The organism is Mesorhizobium sp. WSM4821, assembly GCF_055901555.1.
Window position 1 is genome coordinate 3,929,823 of record NZ_CM148371.1, and the last position, 16,010, is coordinate 3,945,832.

Genomic DNA, 16,010 nt, shown 5'->3' on the forward strand with positions numbered 1-16,010 from the left:
CCCCCCGGAATCCCACTCTAGATATTTGCCTTCATAGCATGAGTGAGCCTCGGCTACGATTACAATCGATTACGGGATCTTCGCCGATCTGCTGTTCGAATTGTCGGCAGAGTGTTTGGTCACAACGATCCGATGTTGACCTGAATGTCCGCAATTGCGAGCGGAAGCTGCGTTCCGTTTTCGGCCCCCAAGCCGGTCATCCGGCAAGGCGTATCGGCGCGCGACAGCGCAAACCGTATCGCCGCCTCGCAACTCTCAGCTACGATCCGTGCGTTCTCCTCTCGCGGCCATTCTCGTCGGCGCCCGGGGCCCGGTGAATACCTCGAACCGGCGCACCGGCTCCTCGTAAGAAGGGCGCCACTTGCCTAGCGGCTAAGGTCCGCCGCGTGCGATACAGGCTGAGATACAAACTGTGATACAAATCGCTGCGGCGCCTTGGAAAAAACGCTGTAAAATCAATGCCGCAAGCCGTGCGGCGTTGCTTCTCATGAGACTCGTGTTCGACTGTAATAGACTGATATTATTCAGTCATTATTTTGCGGGTGCGGAACATCTCTCAAGGCCCATGGATATACTGGTTCGAGTTCTGCGTGTTGCGGCTTCTCTTACCGCCACGCGGTTTTTCCGAGACCGTTTGCCGGATGGCGAATGAGATTGGTATCATCGGGGTAGGAGGGGCCGCACTACTCCTTGAATTCACCAGCGTTGCGGCGGTAGCCAGCGGCGCTGGGTTAATACCTCGTCCTCGCTCCAGAGCGGCAGGAGAGGGGCACTCCATGCTGCTTGTAGATGTCATGGGTTGACCCTACCTAGTCGGACGTTCGGATCTCCAGACTGAAAGCCGGAATGCGCCCGAGCCGGACTATCATCCTGGTTGCCGGTTCGGACAATCCCGTCGCCGCGGCCTCCCTTCCGGATACATGTTATGTGTCTCAGATCTTCAGGTGCTGAAGAACTCGGGCCGCTGTGCCCTCCGACACATCTCCGACATCGTCGATCCGGCCGAGCTTCAGCACCGCCCAGCTGTCCGCGATGCCGAGTGCGAAGGGCAGGTTTTGCTCAACGATCAGGATTGTCGTGCCGTTCGTCCTGCGCTCCTCCCTGAGTGCCGCGGCGATGCGTTCGACGACTGAGGGCTGCAGGCCCTCGGAAATCTCGTCGATCAGCAACAGCTTCGGCTGCAGCATCAGCGCGCGGCCGAGAATGAGCATCTTCTGCTCGCCGCCGGACAGCGTTCCGGCCCGTTGCGACAGACGTTCCCTGAGGAACGGAAAATGCCCGTAAACCCGTTCCACGGCTTGCGCAAAACCGCGATCCGAGCGCAAGGCGAGGCGCAGATTGTCGCGCACGCTGAGATCCTGGAACAGCGCCTGCTCCTGCGGCGCATAGCCGACGCCGGATGCAATCAGCGAGGCTTGGGAAACGCCTGATATTGAGGCGCCGTCGAGGCGGATGTCGCCAGAACGCAGCGCCACGAAGCCGAGGATGGTTTTCAGCACGGTGGTCTTACCCATGCCGTTCTTGCCCATCAGCGCAAAGATCTGTCCGGGCGCGATAGCCAGCGACAGCGCCTCGATGATGGCTACCTCCCCGTAGCCGCTCGACACGTTCGACAGCGACAGTTTCGGCATGGTGCTTCCGGCCTCTGCCTGTCTCGTCTCAAGCATGGGCGCCTCCCGAATAGATCGTCCTGACCACTTCGGAATTGACGACCTGGTCGACGCTGCCGTCGAGCACCAGCTTGCCCTGGTGGAGAACGACAATCCTGGTCGAGATGTCGCGCACAAAGTCGAGATCGTGCTCGACCAGTATGGCAGCAAAGCCAAGCTCGCCGGTCAGCTTCTGCAGCGTCGCGCCAATGGTGGTGCGCTCGACCTTGGTCAACCCGGCCGTTGGCTCGTCGAGCAGGATGAGCTTTGGCTCAAGCGCAACCACCATGGCGAGCTCGAGGCTCTGCTTCTGGCCATGCGACAGCAGCGACACCGGGCGGCCGAGCATGCGGTCGAGGCCGGTGGAGTGTAGGATGTCGGCCGCCGCCACCGGCAGTCCAAGCCTGGTGGAGCGGCGCAGCGGGCTTGGCGCCTTGCGCGAGGCGCGCGCCATGCGCAGGCAGTCGGCGACGGTCAGGCTGTCGAAGACGCTCGCCACCTGGAATTTTCGACCCACGCCGAGCGCGACGATCTCATCCGGCGTCATGCCGCTGATGTCCCTGCCGGCGATGCTAACGCGTCCGGTCGTGGCCTCGGTGCCGTCACTCAGGCAGCGCATCAGAGTCGTCTTGCCGGCGCCATTGGGGCCGACGAGGCTGACCAGTTCGCCAGGGCGAACGTCGAGGTCGATGCCTTGCAGCACTTGCAGGCTGCCGAAGGATTTGCCGAGGCCGCTGACGGCAAGCACGCGATTGCCGTTCTCCGCACCGTTGCCGGCCGCCTCGGCGGCGAGGACAGGGCTGCCGGCCTGGCTGGCCTGTTCTCCATGGCGGCGCGGCAGGACCATTCTGGCGAGTTGGGCCAGCCCGTTCGGCAACAGGATGATCATGACTACGAACAGCGCGCCGACCACCAAGTTCCACAGGAAGGGCAGGTCACCGGAAAGCTGAGCGCTGAGATAGTCGATGCCAATCGCGCCCATCACGGGCCCGATAATCGTGCCGCGGCCGCCAAGTGCCGTCCAGATGACGATCTCGGTGCCGAAGACGAAGCCGGCATTTTCCGGCGCCACCACGCCAGACGCGTTGGCATAGAGGAAGCCGGCAATGCCGGCGACGCCGGCGAGGATCGTCGTCAGCGCGATCTTCAGCCGTTGCGGGTCGAGGCCGAGATAGGCGCAGCGCAGTTCATTGTCGCGAATGGCGACGAGCAGCTTGCCGGCATCGGAACGGGTGAAGACCAGCGCGACGACAGTCGTGATGATGAGGCAGATGCCAGTCAGGCGGAAAAAACCCTGCAGGCCGAGCGGTAGGCCGGAGTATCCGACCAGTCCGCTGCTCGATCCGGTCCACACCCCGCCCGAAAACACCATCTGCGTCACCACGATCGGCACCACCAGCGAGATCACCGTCGCATAGAGCGGCGTCGAGCCATGGCCGAACGACAGCCAGCCGACCAGGGCTCCGAGCAGCACCGGCACGAGGATCGCCAGCGCGAGCGCCAGTGCCAACAGCGCCGGGGTTGCGCCGAGATGACTGAGCACCATGGCGCTGGCATAGGCGCCGGTGCCGAAGAAGGCCGCTTGGCCGAATGTCAGAATGCCGGTGTAGCCCCACAGAATGTCGACGGTCACCGCCAGCATGGCGTAGATCATTGAGCGGGTCAGCACGTTGAGCGTGAACCGGTCGAACAGCGCTGGACCGATGATGACGACGACCGTCACCGCAAGCGCGAGGGCCGCAAGCAGCCAGACCCTCGGCGGAATGGAACGGCTCTCAGGCACGGGCAAATCCCTTCGGGCTGATGCGCAGCACCAGGGCGCAGAGGACCGCCACCGTGATGCCGCCGAAAATGGGGCTGACGAAAGTGCTGACCAGAACCTGCGCGCCGCCGAAGACGAGGCAGGCGATGGCTAAAGTCGAGAAGGACGAGCCGGCGACCATGACCAGCATGAACGAGCCTATCAGCCAGGCCACACCCATGTTCGGGTCGACGCTGGTCAGCGGCGTGAGCAGTACGCCGGCAAGTGCCGCCAGCCCGGTGCCGACCATGAAGGTGGCTAGCCGCACGCGCGCGGTGTCGATGCCGAGCGCGCGCGCGAGCGTCTCGTTCATGATCACCGCCTGGGCCGACAGGCCGAGCCGCGTGCCTTCGAGAAGAAAGGTGAAGGCAATCCCGATGACCAGCGCGGCAGCGACCGCGAAAAGCCGGTAGAGCGAATAGCCGACTCCGAACACATCGACAGTGCCCGACAACAAATTGGGGGTGAACTGCACGTCACGCCCGAACCACAGCGTGATCAGCTGGCCGATGACGATGGCGAGCCCCCAGGTCGCCAGTATGGCGTCGAGCGGCCGGCGATAGAGCGGCCGTACGATGACCAGCTCGGTGATACCGCCAAGGATCGCTCCCACGGCAAAGGCGATCGGCAGCGCCGCCCATGGATTGAGCCCGAGGCCGGCGGTTGCCACCGCGCAATAGGCGCCGATCGTCAGCCAGGCGCCATGGGCGAAATTGATGATCTTCAGCACGCCGAAGATCGCCAGCAGGCCGGCGGCGGCGATGAACAGGATTGCCGCCGTCGTCACCATGTCCAGGAGAAGCGTCATGGCAGGTTCCCGATAGTGTGGAAAGGGGCGGCGCAGGGCGGCCGCCCCGTTGCGATGACAAGCGCGGTTACAGCTTCGGGCACTGTTCGCCGGGGTCGACGCCTTCGAATGTGTCGACCACGCTGACTGAACCGTCCGCCTTCACCTGGCCGAGATACATGGTCAGCGGAGCGTGGTGCTGCTTGCTCATCGAGACCGTGCCGCGTGGGCCGGTGAAGGATACCTCGGCGAGTGCCGCAAGCACAGCGGCGGTGTCGGTCGTCCCGGCTTTCTCGACCGCGGCCTTATAGAGATAGATGCCTTCATATTCCGGCACCGAGAGGTCGTTCGGGGTGCGCAGTTCGGGGCCGAACTTCTTCTCGATCGCGGCAAGGAAATTCTTGTTGGCGTCGCTGCCGATGCTGGTCACATAGGAAGCGGAAATGAAGATCCCCGCCGCGTCCGCGCCCATGCTCTTGGCGGTTCCCTCGTCAACGGCGAGGTTGCCATAGGGGATGGTGACACCGGCGCCGCGCAGCTGCTTGGTCAGCGTGACGTTTGGCGCGCCGCCGGCCGTCGAGGTGATCACCGCATCGGCGCCGGAGCTTTTCAGATTGGAGATGATCGCCGTCCAGTCGCTGCCTTCCATCGGCAAATACTCTTCGCCGACGACGCTGGCGCCCGACTTCTCGATATAGGCCTTGGCGAACTCCAGCATGCCGCGGCCAAAGGCGTAGTCGGAGCCGATCAGGAAGAACTTCTTGGCACCTTGCGTCTTGATGAAATTGTCGACGATCGGCGGCACCTGTTGCTCGGGCACCCAGGCGTTGACAAACAGATTGGCGTTGCAGGATTTGCCCTCGTAGAATGAGGTATAGATGTAGGGGATATCGCCCTTGGTGATGATCGGCAGGCCGGCATTGCGCGCAGCACTAGTCTCCATGGTGATGACGGCGTTGACCTCCTTCTGGAAAACCAGCGAATCAAAGGCCTTCTGCGCGCCTGCGGCACCAGAGGAATCGTCGGCGATCTCCAGCGCGAGCTGGCGTCCGAGCACGCCGCCGGCGGCGTTGATCTCGGCGACCGCGAGTTCCGCCGACTGTACGACCGAGGGCGCGACGACACTGTTTGCGCCGGAAAGGCCGACCGGGATGCCGATCTTGATCGGACCGTCCGCGGCGAAGGCGGAAGTGGCCAAGGCGGCGCTGGCGAATGCAAGGATCAGTGCTTTATTCTTCATGGTATTCCCCTTTCTTTGCGTTGATCGTACCGGGTGGCGCCGGCTTCTTCTTGGTTATCCGTAGACGTCGCTGCGGCGGTCGCCGATGGCGTCGTTGCGCTCGCTCAGCGCCCGGGCCTTGGCGACGTCGCTGAGTTCGATCGTGGCGATGAGGATCTCCTCGTCGGCTTCGCTGGCAGGGCCAGCGATCGGCCAGCCGGTCGGGCCGACGATCAGGCTCCTGCCGACAAAGGGCTGGCCACGCTCGGTGCCGACGCGGTCGGCGCAAGCGATGTAGATGCCGTTGCTGTGCGCGGCGGCCTTGTGCAGGATGTTGGCCATCGGCTCTGGGTGGTGGCCCTGGGCCGGCATCGGCACCCAGTTGGTTGGCACGCAGACCAGCTCCGCGCCCTTCAGCGCCAGCTGCCTATAGGTCTCGGGGAACCAGCCGTCATAGCAGATCGCCACGCCGATCCTGCCGATCGCGGTATCGAACACCGGCAGGCCGAGATTGCCCGGCTGGAAATAGAGCTTTTCGCGGTTCCATAGATGCAGCTTGCGGTAAGTGCCGATAGGACCGGATGGTCCGCACAGCATGGCGGCGTTGAAGAACTGGTCGCCGTCGCGCTCGGCAAGGCCGCTGACGATGTGCAGGTTGAGTTCGTTCGCCAGGCTGCACAGCAGCACGCCACTGCGGCCATCCGGGATGGGTGCGGCGAGCGCGGCAAGCTCGTCCTGGCTGTCGAAGACATAGCCGCTGTCGGCAAGTTCCGGCAGCACCACCACCGATGCGCCAAGGCCGGCGGCCTCGCGGACCAGCCGCTCCATCGCCTGGAGATTATCGTCCAGCCGGCCGATCGCCGGCTGGAACTGGATGCAGGCCAGACGCAGGTCCGCCGTCGCTTTCGCATGTGTCGTCAAAGCCTGTCTCCAAACGCAAAAAACCCCTGGGCGCGGAAGTCATCCGCGAACCAAGGGCTACATAGCCATCAATGTGAAACGGCATTCCTGCCGATGAGCAAACCTGCTCGTGCCTTTAGAAGTTGCACGGCTGGAAGATCGCGTCAAGGGCAAAGATTCTGACGGAATGCGACGATGAAAAAGCTAAAATTATGTAAATAAACCAGACTGTTACGAGATCTTCTTGCTAAAATCTGCTGCCAACGCCTTACCGGTCGTTCGGCCGCTTCTGGCTTGCTTGCGCGGAAATGCCGAAGCCAAAAGTCCGCATCGCTTCCTGCGCGGCGAGAATGCTGTCGGCCACCGAAACCAGCGCGACGCGCTTCGATGTCGCCTGGTCGCGGATGAGCTTGTAGGCGGTCTCTTCGTCGACACCATTCATCTCGACCAGCACCTTGACCGCCTTCTCGATCGTGCGGCGACCTTTCAGCGTATCCTCAAGCTTGCGCACCTTGTTGGCGAGTCGCCCTTCATAGCCGTAGCGGTAACGGGCCAGCGCGAACTGCGTCAGCACGCCGAGCTGCCTGAGCGGCTTGGTGATGACGCCGTGCGCATTGAGGTCGATGATCGCCTTGATCGAGGTCGGGCTTTCATAGGTGACAATGGCGACCACAGCAGCATTGGCGCCTTCGATCAGCGACACCATGGCGTCGGTCGGCGCTTCGCCCACCTGCACGAAGACCGTGTCGATGTCGCCGGGGATCGTCGCCGGCGGCGGCCACGCCGCGCGGACTTCGCAGCCTAGGCGCCGGAGGTGATCGACCAGCGCGGCGCCATCCTCATCCTTCGGATGGATGACGAGGATCTTCGCCTGCCGCAGATCGTTGAGGATGCGTTTGAGCGTCGCAGTCATCAGTCATCTTCTTGTTTGAGCATGATCTTGCCCAAAAAACCGGGGCCTACTTTTTGGGATCGTGCTCTACAGCCACGGCTCTTCGAAACGGGAGGAAGCGAGATAGGGATCCGGCCGGATCGGCGCCTGCGACTGCCAGGCGATGTCGAACTGCCCGGTGGCGTTGGCAATGCCGATGCGCGGCGTCGACCAGACGTGGCGGTTTTCTTGGTCGAACATCATGCGTCCCTCCGGCGACGCATAGTCGACTTCAAGCGCCGCCTGGCCGAGGCGGAAGGTGTCGAGGGTTCCGGCCTTTTCCAGCGCGCGGGCGAACAGGTGGACCTGCGTATAGGCCGTCTGCGACCACATGGTCGCGGTCGTGCGGTCGCCGAACCGGCGGGCGAGTTCGCCGACGAAGCGCTGGTTCTCGCCGCCGTCGACCGTCGCCAGGTAGGGGGCCGCCAGCACATGGCCGGTGCAGAGCTCGGCGCCGATCACGCGGATTTCACCTTCGGCAAGGGTCAGGCTGGCGATCGGCCGCCTTGTCCGGTCGATGCCTGCCTCGGCATAGAGCCTGTAGAGGATTTGCGCGCTGAGCCCGATGACCGTCGAGAACACCGCGTCCGGCGCAGCCTTCTCGATGTCGGCCATCAGCCGGCGCATTCGGCGTTCGTCGGCGTCGAGCGGCACATACTGTTCCTCGACGATCGTGCCGCCCTTGCATTCCAGGAGGTCGCGCATCACCCGGTTGGATTCGTGCGGATAGATGTAGTCGGACCCGGCCATGAACACACGAGGTCCGTAGCGCTGCAGGATGAAGTCGGCCAGTGCGAAGGTGTTCTGGTTGAGCGTGGCGCCGGTATAGAGGACGTTCTCCGAATATTCGAAGCCTTCGTAGATCGACGGATACCAGAGCAGGCCGTTGTAGCGCTCGACGATCGGAAGCACGGCCTTGCGGCTGCCCGACATCGAGCAGCCGAAGATGACGTTGACGTCGTCTTCGGTCAGAAGCTTGCGGGCCAGCGACCGAAACGCCTCGGGGTCGCTGCCCGGATCGTAGGCGATCGGCTCGATCTGCCGCCCGAGCACGCCGCCGCCAGCATTGATCTCCTCGATGGCTAGAGCTGTTCCGTAAAAATGCTCGCTTTCGGTTACCGAAGTGATGCCGCTGCGCGAAAAGAGGATACCGACGCGCCATGTCCCGGCTGTTCCTGTCACGGCAATCCTCCCTGCGCTTTTCCCGCAAAGGCCTATTGCACGCGGGGCGTCATGGCAATCGCCATTGAATAGCCTGCTGTACTTGCGTTCAGGTGACGTACCGTCTTGGTCAGAATTGATCCAAATCGCCGCGCGCTTCTCTTTGACTGACTGTCATGAATGCCCAAGCAGCCGACACTGTAGCGGCCGTTCTGAACGACCGAAGTTGGCACATCCTTCCTGTTCGCAAACCGTAAAGATGACCCTTACGGCCACATCGATCAGATCAAGCTCAAGACGCGGGGTTTCAGGTAGGGTGGAGAACCTTCCGCGGCACTCCCGCTTCCTCGTCGCAATAGCGCCTTGCCAGCTTCACACAACTTTACATTCGCCCGCAACGGCCGAAACATTGCGCTCCTAGTCTGGCCCAGTCGCGGCAGAGATGCCGCATTAGCGAAAGGACCAGCATCATGGAAACGAACCATCAGGAACCGGCCGGCCACTCCGGCACCCCGCAGAAGAAGAGCTGGGGCAAGCGCATCGCCATAGGCGGCATTGCGATCGCGGCGCTTGCCGGTGTCGGCGTCGCCGGCGCGCTCAGCCAGGACTACGGGCGCATGCAGCGCTTCGGCATGGGCGGGGACGACGGCGGACCCGGCATGCACATGCAGGCCAATTTCCGCCACGGCATGGGGTTCGGCGGTCCGGGTTTCGGCGGGCATCACCTTGAGCGCATGCTCGAGGAGGTCGACGCAACACCCGAGCAGGAAGACAAGCTGGAGGCGATCATGGACAAGCTCCACGACGATGTCCACCCGATCATGCGCGGCTTCCGTGACACACGAGACGATGTCGCTAAGCTGCTCGGCGCCGCAACGATCGACCGCGAGGCGGTGGAGAAGCTGCGCGCCGAGCGCGTCACAGCGGTCGACGAGGCCTCGCGCAAGCTGACGACAGCGCTGCTCGACGCCGCCGAGGTGCTGACGGCCGAGCAGCGGGCGGAGCTGGCCGAACATTTCGAGGATCGCGGCTGGCACCGCTGGTAAGCTCTGTACACGCACAGTTTCGAATCGGAGCAAATAAACGAGCATGGCGGACCAGGTTCTCATCGTCGACGACGACAGGCGCCTGTCCGCCATGCTCGCAGAATATCTGACGGGCAACGGCTTTCGTGTGCGAGCGGCGGAGACGGCGGGCGCAGGCATTGCCGAGATCGCGCGGCTGTCGCCCGATGCCGTGGTTCTCGACGTCATGCTGCCCGACATGGACGGCTTCGAGGCGCTCAAGCGCATCCGCGCGAACTCCGATGTGCCGGTTCTGATGCTGACGGCGCGAGGCGACGAGACCGACCGCATCGTTGGGCTGGAAATAGGCGCCGACGATTATCTGCCGAAGCCGTTCAATCCGCGCGAGTTGCTGGCGCGGCTGAAGGCAATCCTGCGCCGCCGCAACGCCGGCGCGAACGCCTCCCCGCGCATCCTGCGCTTCGGACGGCTGGAGATCGACCCTTCGTCGCGCTGGGCCCGCGTCGACGGGCGCGACTGCCCGATGACCAGCTACCAGTTCGACCTGCTGGTGGCGCTCGCCGAAAATGCCGGGCGCACGCTGTCGCGCGAGCAGCTCATGGACATGGTCAAGGGCGAAGAACTGGAAGCGTTCGACCGGTCGATCGACGTGCATGTCTCGCGCATACGCGCCGCGATCGAGACAGATCCGAAACATCCTCGCCGCATCATTACGGTACGCGGCGCGGGCTATGTCTTTGCCCGTTTTCAGGACGGTGACAGATAAGCCATGCGCAGCAGCCTTTTCGTCAAGATCTATCTCACCGTGCTCGTCAGCCTCGCAGTAGTAGCGATCGCCAGTGCGATCTTCGTACACATGGGCCAGGAACGCGAACATGCCGGCTGGAGTGGCCGGCGCGACGCTTTCATCGAGGCGATGCTGTCGGCGGACTCCGACCCCGCCTTGCTGCAGGCGACGGCCGAGCGGCTTTCGGCGACCTTCGATGCCGACATCTCCGTCTACGGTCCGCAGGGGCGGCTGCTTGCCGCGGCCGGCCGGCCGATCCCTCCGCAAGAGATCGGATCCCGGCGCAGGATGTATCCCGGCGGGCAACACCTGCTGATCAGTCGGCAGCCGGACGGAAGGGTGATCGCGGCGCGGCTGAGAATGCCGTTCGGCCCGGCCGGCCGCAGCCCGCTTGCCTTTCTCGCGCTGATCGCCGCGGCGATAGGGCTTGCCGCCTTTCCGGTCGTGCGTCATCTGACACGCCGCCTTGAAGCATTGCGCCAGGGCGTGGATCGCTGGGGCGCAGGCGCTCTCGACACGCGCGTCGCCGTGCGCGGCAGCGACGAGGTGGCGGCGGTGGCGGCGAGCTTCAACCGCGCCGCCGAGCAGATCGAGCGGCTGCTTGCCGCGCACCGCTCGCTGCTTGCCAACGCCAGCCACGAATTGCGCTCGCCGCTTGCGCGCCTGCGCATGGCGATCGACCTCGACGCCAACGGACAAAGCGGCCCGGTGCGCGACGAGATCGTACGCGACCTTGCCGAACTCGATGCGTTAGTGGAGGAAATCCTGCTTGCCAGCCGGCTCGACCATATCGAGAAGCTGGAACGGGTGGAGCAGGTGGATTTGTTGGCGCTCACTGCCGAGGAAGGTGCGCGCTCCGGCGTCGACGTCTCAGGCGAACCCGGCGTCGTGTCGGGCGACCCGACACTGCTCACGCGGCTGGTTCGCAATCTCATGCAGAACGCGCAAAGACATGGCAGTCCGCCGGTCAGCGCGCATGTGGGAACCGAAGGCGGCTCTGTGGTGCTCAAGGTGCGCGATCACGGACCGGGCCTGCCGGAAGGTACCGGCGAGCGCGTCTTCGAGCCGTTCTTCCGACCACAGGGCCGCAGCGAGACGGCCGGCGGCTGGGGCCTCGGCCTGTCGCTGGTGCGCCAGATCGCCTTGCATCACGGCGCAACCGTGCACCATAAATCGCCGTCCGGCGGCGGCGCCTGCTTCATCGTCACGTTTCCGGCAATATCTTGATACGGCGGGCGCATACCCTTGTGAACGCGCCCCCAAGCGGGGCGGAAAATATACGCATCCAGCACCTTTGCCGAATACCGCTCTGGTTTTGCGTGCCGAGAACTGATCGCTGCCAGGTCCGCTTCCTGCGATACAGGCTGAGATACAAACTGTGATACAAATCGCTGCGGCGCCTTGGAAAAAACGCGGTAAAATCAATGCCGAAAGCCGCGCTGGGTTGCTTCTCGACCGCACCATAAGTATCGAACAATTTCAGTTCCTTACCTCTATAGCTTAAGCCAGGCCGTGGAGGGCTGCGATGTATCTCGTGATACAAGCTGTGATACTGGACGGTCAGGTGCGGAACGCATCGTCCAACCGGCAATTCAGGTCCTCGCAGGTGGCCGATTAGAAAGCCGGTGATCTGTTACTGAAGCCGGCTGGAGTACTGAGCGGTCGCGCCATCCCGCAGCCGTCTAATATCCGACTTCCAATCAACCAGCGCTCATGACCGAGCTGCCCTTCATCAGCCGGTTTCGCTTCCGTTGGAGCAGAATTCCAAAACGTCTCTAACAAGAGAAGGGATGGGAATCATTTTCCGCTCCTATTTGGTCAGCACGACATGGGTGGCGTTTTGCGTGGGAACGTGCTCGGTGCAGCGATAGCCGAGGCTGGTGGTATCAATATCGGCGAAGAGGTGTTCGCCTGAGCCGAGGAGTATCGGCGATATCGCAAGGTGCATCTCGTCGATAAGCCCGGCGCGCAGATATTGCCGGACAGTCGCCACTCCTCCGCCGACCAGCACATCCTTGCCGTTGGCGGCCTGGACCGCACGCTCCAGCGCCGCTTCGATGCCGTCGGTTACGAAGCGGAAGACTGTGCCGCCCTCCATGGTCACCGGTGCGCGTTCATGGTGCGTCAGCACGAAGACGGGGCAGTGGAAGGGCGGATTGTCTCCCCACCAGCCCTTCCAATTTTCGTCGGGCCACGATCCGCGAATCGGCCCGAACATGTTTCGGCCCATGATCCACGCTCCGACATTCCTGTGGACACGCGCCGCGAACTCGTCGTCGACACCGGCCGTGCCATCGTCTTTTCCGTGCACACGCTGAAATGTGCGGGTCGGGATAAACCAATCGTGCAGGGCCTCGCCGCCGACGCCCAGCGGATTTTCAGGGCTCTGGTCGGGGCCGGCACCGTAGCCATCGAGTGACAGGCTGAAATTGCCGACGCGAAGTTTGGTCATGGTAGAACTCCTCCTTCGTGACTGATTGCGAAATGCAATCGGTTACGCTTTTTCGCATAACTGATCCTGTATTGCAACCGGTTTTTCGAAGTGCACATATTGGATGTCGGGCGACGGTCGGCAGCCCTCGCGGGCCGCCTTTCGCATCGTTCTCGACCGCTGCCGACTCCGGCTCACTTGAGGCGCCGCCTTCGTCACACGTTTGTGAAGGCGGATGTCGAAATCTGAACGGGCCGCGCGTTGAGAGGCCGCTTTCACCCCGCTAAGCATAGGCCATGACAACCATGACCCAGGACATCGTCCGGCCGCTCGCGCTGACGGCCCGCCTTCTCGCCCACTACTGGCCACAACTCCTTCTCGTCGGCGCCATCGGGTACATCGCGCGCGACCTTCTGCTGGAGGCGGCGGTGACGGTGGGGCTTCAACACCCGCTGGGCGGGATGCTCATGCTGTCGCTTGTGGTGCTGGCGAAACTGCTGGTCGTGGTGACGATGTTCGCTGTGTTGCGGTCGGGTCTGCCTGCGCTGGCCGCGTTGCGGCGGGCGCCGGCCGGCGCGGCGAAGGGCGCGGGCTGGCTACGGGGCGGGGACCATCTGCTGGCTGTCACGGCGGCGGTGATCCTGCCGTTCTTCGCCTATTACGCGGCGTGGGGCTTTCTCGGCGACACGGTGCGCGAGTATTCGCGGCTGGCGCTCGACCGCGTGGCATTCGGCGAGAAGCTCCAGATCTTCCAGCTCTTGCAGTCGCGCGGCCTGATCGCCTCGGTTGTCGCCTGCTGGGCGATCCGCTGGGCCGCCAAGCGTATGAACGACCGCTCGCAAGCGCCCTGGTGGCGTCTCGTGATCGTGGCGGCGGACGCAAGCTGGATATTCATCGGCCTCTACGCACTCGACATCTGGAAGGACGACTTCATCAGGTGGCTTGGGGCGGGCTCGCTGCTGGAGGAACTGAGCATGGGCCTGACGTCCTTGTCGATGGCGGCTCACGCGGCAGAAGGCTTCACCCCGGTCGAGTTCCGACAGCCGAGTGCCTTCGAGCAGGCGCAGAACCTCTTCTTCTACGCACTCCTGCCGATGATCTGGCTGGTCATGGCGGCGATCATCAACGGCTACGATCTGTCGCCCGCAACCGCCGCGCCCGCACGCGCTGCCACCTCACGTGCTGGGACTTGGCGGAAATGGCTGCACGATTTCGTCGCCCATTTCCTTGGCGGTTACCGCGCGCGCTACCGGCCGGTCTGGACCTGCCTGACGCTGACGCTCAGCGCCGGGCTTGCGACGCTCGTCACCTTCATCGTCGCCTATCGTGCGCTCAACTGGCTCGGCGCCTGGCTCTGGTACGGGGCGACGCGCGCCCTCGGCCCCTACGATCTCTCCACCTGGCAGGTTGTTGTCGGCGTTATGAGCGTGTTCATCGGCAGTCCGAGCGATCTCGACGGTGGCATCCTGCTCGACGCCGCGCGCATCGCCCTGCTGGCGGCGGTGCTCGAGCACGCGGTGGCGACGCGGACGCGGCCGGTTGCTACCTGAAGTGCAGATAGGCGGGCAGGGCCCCGGAGAGGGATACGGAAAGCGCGAGGCTCTCCGCGTCTTCCGGGACGACGAAGCTCTCGGCCATCATGACCGTATCGCCCGGGCTGAGCTCCGCGAACAGGCCGCAATGCGGTTTGTCCGCGGCTGCCGGCTTCGCCTTGCGCACCGCGCTCCCGGGCAGGAAGGCCGGCTCCCAGCGGCGGCCCCGATCGTCCGTCAGGGCCACTTGGCACCGATTTTCCACAAGCTGCTTCGGATCGTCGACGGTCGCCTCGAATTCGGCGAGGACGATGATCGTGTCGGGGAGGTTTCCGGGCAGGCGGGCAAGCCCGGTCAGCCGCCAGTCCGCCCCGGCATAGCGCTGCAAGGTCCCGCTTTCGACGGCGATGGGATTGCGCATGTCGCGCAGCCACTCCCGAATCGTATCCCCTGTGTGCACCAGGATCGCGGCCGGCAGGACGACCGCCAGCGCCGCGATGCTGAACCAGTAGCGGCGGCGTTCGCCGGTATTCGCGGCGGTCGCCGTCATTCGGCCTCCAGCGTCCAGGGCTGGCTCCGGTTGCCCCGGCCGAGCGTGACGGCTGGCCGGATGTCTTGCGCCCGCACGTCCGTCATCTCGATCCACGCTTCCTCGGCGAGTGGCGTCACGGCGGAGCGGGCGATCAGCAGGGTGGCGCCGGAGAGCTGGCTTTCCGGGACCTCGAACGCCATCAGCATCGGCCTCGGGATGCCCGGCTCCAGCCGCTCCGATCCGAGCATGCCCGGCATGGCCGAGAAGCGCTGGCTGAGCGCGTGGCGCACGCCGTTCGGGCCGAGCCATTTGGCGGATGTCAGGGAAAGGCTTTCCTGCTTGGCGGCGGCTGCGGCTTCGATGATCACCCAGACGCCGGAGGTGGTATAGGTGCGGGTGCGGCCGAAGCTCGACGCCTTGACCACCCGTGCCAGATGGACGTCGGCGACGCCGATGGCGAAGGCGCCGGTGTCCACCCTTTCGCCCTGTCTGCCGGCCACGGGAACGGGCGAGATGATGTCGCTGTAAAGGGGCGTCGTGCGCTGCATCCCGTAGAGCATTGCCGCGGCCAGCAGCACCCCCGCCAGCCCCTTGACGGCGCCGATCATTGCGCCGGCTCCGCTGCGGCCGGCGAAACGGACAGTTCGATGGCGGCGACCGGGTCGCGATCGAACCACCCGGAAGCGCCGTAGAGATTATCGCGGCGCTTGTAGATCTGACTGCCGATCAGAAGCCGCAGCGTGCGCGGTGGGGGCAGGGCGGGCGGCCATTCCCAGGCCGCGATCATCCGTTCCGGGATTCCGGGATTGACGCCGCCAGCGACCCAGTCGTCCCGCGCCAGATAGACGACCGGGTCGGGCAGGGCCGGGACCGGCGGATCGATGGCGAGCAATCTCGTGAGAACGTTGCTGGTTTCCGCCGAACGGTTGTCGGCGTCGAATTCGACCATCACGAAGGTCTTCGGCTCCAGCGGCTCGATGCCTGTTGGCGGCTTCGGACCGGCCCGCGCCTCGCGGACCGTGACGATCCAACGGCCGGTGTCCACCGGCTCGCCGGCGGCAACCAGGGCAACGCTCTCCGGGTTGGCCGCCTCGTAGACCGCCATCGCAAACGAGGCGGCCGCCGCCGCGGTGCCGCCAATGCCAGTGATGAGAATAGCCAACAGACGCTGCCGTACTGTCATCGCCTCTCGATCGCCATGATTCCTCCACATGCACGATATGTCAGAAGATACCGCGAATTAAATTCCAGGAAT

The 16,010-nt window shown here is 64.1% G+C and carries 16 protein-coding genes; 4 read left to right on the plus strand and 12 right to left on the minus strand.

Annotated features, from left to right (window positions below; all coding sequences use genetic code 11):
- Positions 1-932: 932 nt before the first annotated feature.
- The 7 genes from AC0NID_RS19050 to AC0NID_RS19080 all read right to left on the minus strand — a co-directional run bounded on the left by AC0NID_RS19050 (position 933) and on the right by AC0NID_RS19080 (position 8,469).
- Complete coding sequence (locus tag AC0NID_RS19050; RefSeq protein ID WP_473455658.1) at positions 933-1,667, minus strand: ABC transporter ATP-binding protein; 735 nt, start codon at positions 1,665-1,667, stop codon at positions 933-935.
- Positions 1,660-3,432, minus strand: coding sequence for a branched-chain amino acid ABC transporter ATP-binding protein/permease (locus AC0NID_RS19055; protein ID WP_473455657.1), 1,773 nt, complete (start codon positions 3,430-3,432; stop codon positions 1,660-1,662). The genes AC0NID_RS19050 and AC0NID_RS19055 overlap by 8 nt, the downstream gene beginning before the upstream one ends.
- Positions 3,425-4,258 carry a branched-chain amino acid ABC transporter permease gene (locus tag AC0NID_RS19060; RefSeq protein WP_473455656.1) on the minus strand — a complete coding sequence of 278 codons (834 nt, stop codon included), beginning with the start codon at positions 4,256-4,258 and terminating at the stop codon, positions 3,425-3,427. The genes AC0NID_RS19055 and AC0NID_RS19060 overlap by 8 nt, the downstream gene beginning before the upstream one ends.
- A 67-nt stretch (positions 4,259-4,325) precedes the next feature.
- On the minus strand, positions 4,326-5,477 hold the full coding sequence (locus AC0NID_RS19065) for a substrate-binding protein (protein ID WP_473455654.1): 1,152 nt from the start codon (positions 5,475-5,477) through the stop codon (positions 4,326-4,328).
- A gap of 54 nt (positions 5,478-5,531) precedes the next feature.
- The gene (locus tag AC0NID_RS19070) at positions 5,532-6,377 is read right to left on the minus strand and encodes a nitrilase family protein (RefSeq protein ID WP_473455653.1); all 846 of its coding nucleotides are present in this window, start codon (positions 6,375-6,377) and stop codon (positions 5,532-5,534) included.
- A 247-nt stretch (positions 6,378-6,624) separates the two neighbouring features.
- Positions 6,625-7,269, minus strand: a complete 645-nt coding sequence (locus AC0NID_RS19075; RefSeq protein ID WP_473455652.1) for an ANTAR domain-containing response regulator — start codon at positions 7,267-7,269, stop codon at positions 6,625-6,627.
- Positions 7,270-7,335: 66 nt separating this feature from the next.
- The gene (locus AC0NID_RS19080; RefSeq protein ID WP_473455650.1) at positions 7,336-8,469 is read right to left on the minus strand and encodes a transporter substrate-binding domain-containing protein; all 1,134 of its coding nucleotides are present in this window, start codon (positions 8,467-8,469) and stop codon (positions 7,336-7,338) included.
- A gap of 449 nt (positions 8,470-8,918) precedes the next feature.
- Here AC0NID_RS19080 and AC0NID_RS19085 point away from each other — a divergent pair, with 449 nt between their 5' ends.
- Genes AC0NID_RS19085 through AC0NID_RS19095 form a run of 3 tightly spaced genes read left to right on the plus strand, consistent with a single transcriptional unit; the run spans position 8,919 to position 11,487 of the window.
- Positions 8,919-9,494 carry a Spy/CpxP family protein refolding chaperone gene (locus tag AC0NID_RS19085; RefSeq protein ID WP_473455648.1) on the plus strand — a complete coding sequence of 192 codons (576 nt, stop codon included), beginning with the start codon at positions 8,919-8,921 and terminating at the stop codon, positions 9,492-9,494.
- 43 nt (positions 9,495-9,537) lie between these two features.
- A complete protein-coding gene (locus AC0NID_RS19090) occupies positions 9,538-10,239 on the plus strand; it encodes a response regulator (RefSeq protein ID WP_292159456.1) in 702 nt (233 codons plus the stop codon).
- Positions 10,240-10,242: 3 nt separating this feature from the next.
- On the plus strand, positions 10,243-11,487 hold the full coding sequence (locus tag AC0NID_RS19095) for a sensor histidine kinase (RefSeq protein WP_473455647.1): 1,245 nt from the start codon (positions 10,243-10,245) through the stop codon (positions 11,485-11,487).
- On the opposite strand, the gene AC0NID_RS19100 is transcribed toward AC0NID_RS19095, so the two are convergent.
- Entirely contained in the window at positions 11,465-11,737 is a 273-nt protein-coding gene (locus AC0NID_RS19100) for a hypothetical protein (RefSeq protein ID WP_473455646.1), read from the minus strand. The two genes, AC0NID_RS19095 and AC0NID_RS19100, sit on opposite strands and share 23 nt — an antisense overlap.
- 333 nt (positions 11,738-12,070) lie before the next feature.
- Complete coding sequence (locus AC0NID_RS19105; RefSeq protein ID WP_473455645.1) at positions 12,071-12,712, minus strand: dihydrofolate reductase family protein; 642 nt, start codon at positions 12,710-12,712, stop codon at positions 12,071-12,073.
- A gap of 284 nt (positions 12,713-12,996) precedes the next feature.
- Between AC0NID_RS19105 and AC0NID_RS19110 the strand changes: the two genes are divergently transcribed.
- Positions 12,997-14,241 (plus strand): hypothetical protein, encoded by a 1,245-nt coding sequence (locus AC0NID_RS19110; RefSeq protein WP_473455717.1) that lies wholly within the window; start codon positions 12,997-12,999, stop codon positions 14,239-14,241.
- Here AC0NID_RS19110 and AC0NID_RS19115 read toward each other — a convergent pair.
- From AC0NID_RS19115 to AC0NID_RS19125, 3 genes are read right to left on the minus strand one after another with little or no spacing between them, the layout of a single operon-like run.
- The gene (locus AC0NID_RS19115) at positions 14,234-14,773 is read right to left on the minus strand and encodes a hypothetical protein (protein ID WP_473455644.1); all 540 of its coding nucleotides are present in this window, start codon (positions 14,771-14,773) and stop codon (positions 14,234-14,236) included. The genes AC0NID_RS19110 and AC0NID_RS19115 overlap by 8 nt on opposite strands.
- Positions 14,770-15,360: a hypothetical protein gene (locus tag AC0NID_RS19120; protein ID WP_473455716.1), complete on the minus strand. Its 591-nt coding sequence runs from the start codon at positions 15,358-15,360 to the stop codon at positions 14,770-14,772. Before AC0NID_RS19120 ends, AC0NID_RS19115 begins: the two co-directional genes overlap by 4 nt.
- The gene (locus tag AC0NID_RS19125) at positions 15,360-15,938 is read right to left on the minus strand and encodes a hypothetical protein (RefSeq protein ID WP_473455643.1); all 579 of its coding nucleotides are present in this window, start codon (positions 15,936-15,938) and stop codon (positions 15,360-15,362) included. The genes AC0NID_RS19120 and AC0NID_RS19125 overlap by 1 nt, the downstream gene beginning before the upstream one ends.
- Between the last annotated feature and the right edge of the window lie 72 nt (positions 15,939-16,010).

Bases quoted from the DNA above. Each gene is read 5' to 3' on its own strand.
- AC0NID_RS19060 (WP_473455656.1), bottom strand. From the start codon at position 4,258: ATGACGCTTCTCCTGGACATGGTGACGACGGCGGCAATCCTGTTCATC.
- AC0NID_RS19085 (WP_473455648.1), top strand. From the start codon at position 8,919: ATGGAAACGAACCATCAGGAACCGGCCGGCCACTCCGGCACCCCGCAG.
- AC0NID_RS19110 (WP_473455717.1), top strand. From the start codon at position 12,997: ATGACCCAGGACATCGTCCGGCCGCTCGCGCTGACGGCCCGCCTTCTC.
- AC0NID_RS19090 (WP_292159456.1), top strand. From the start codon at position 9,538: ATGGCGGACCAGGTTCTCATCGTCGACGACGACAGGCGCCTGTCCGCC.
- AC0NID_RS19075 (WP_473455652.1), bottom strand. From the start codon at position 7,269: ATGACTGCGACGCTCAAACGCATCCTCAACGATCTGCGGCAGGCGAAG.
- AC0NID_RS19105 (WP_473455645.1), bottom strand. From the start codon at position 12,712: ATGACCAAACTTCGCGTCGGCAATTTCAGCCTGTCACTCGATGGCTAC.
- AC0NID_RS19095 (WP_473455647.1), top strand. From the start codon at position 10,243: ATGCGCAGCAGCCTTTTCGTCAAGATCTATCTCACCGTGCTCGTCAGC.
- AC0NID_RS19050 (WP_473455658.1), bottom strand. From the start codon at position 1,667: ATGCTTGAGACGAGACAGGCAGAGGCCGGAAGCACCATGCCGAAACTG.
- AC0NID_RS19115 (WP_473455644.1), bottom strand. From the start codon at position 14,773: ATGACGGCGACCGCCGCGAATACCGGCGAACGCCGCCGCTACTGGTTC.
- AC0NID_RS19065 (WP_473455654.1), bottom strand. From the start codon at position 5,477: ATGAAGAATAAAGCACTGATCCTTGCATTCGCCAGCGCCGCCTTGGCC.
- AC0NID_RS19125 (WP_473455643.1), bottom strand. From the start codon at position 15,938: ATGACAGTACGGCAGCGTCTGTTGGCTATTCTCATCACTGGCATTGGC.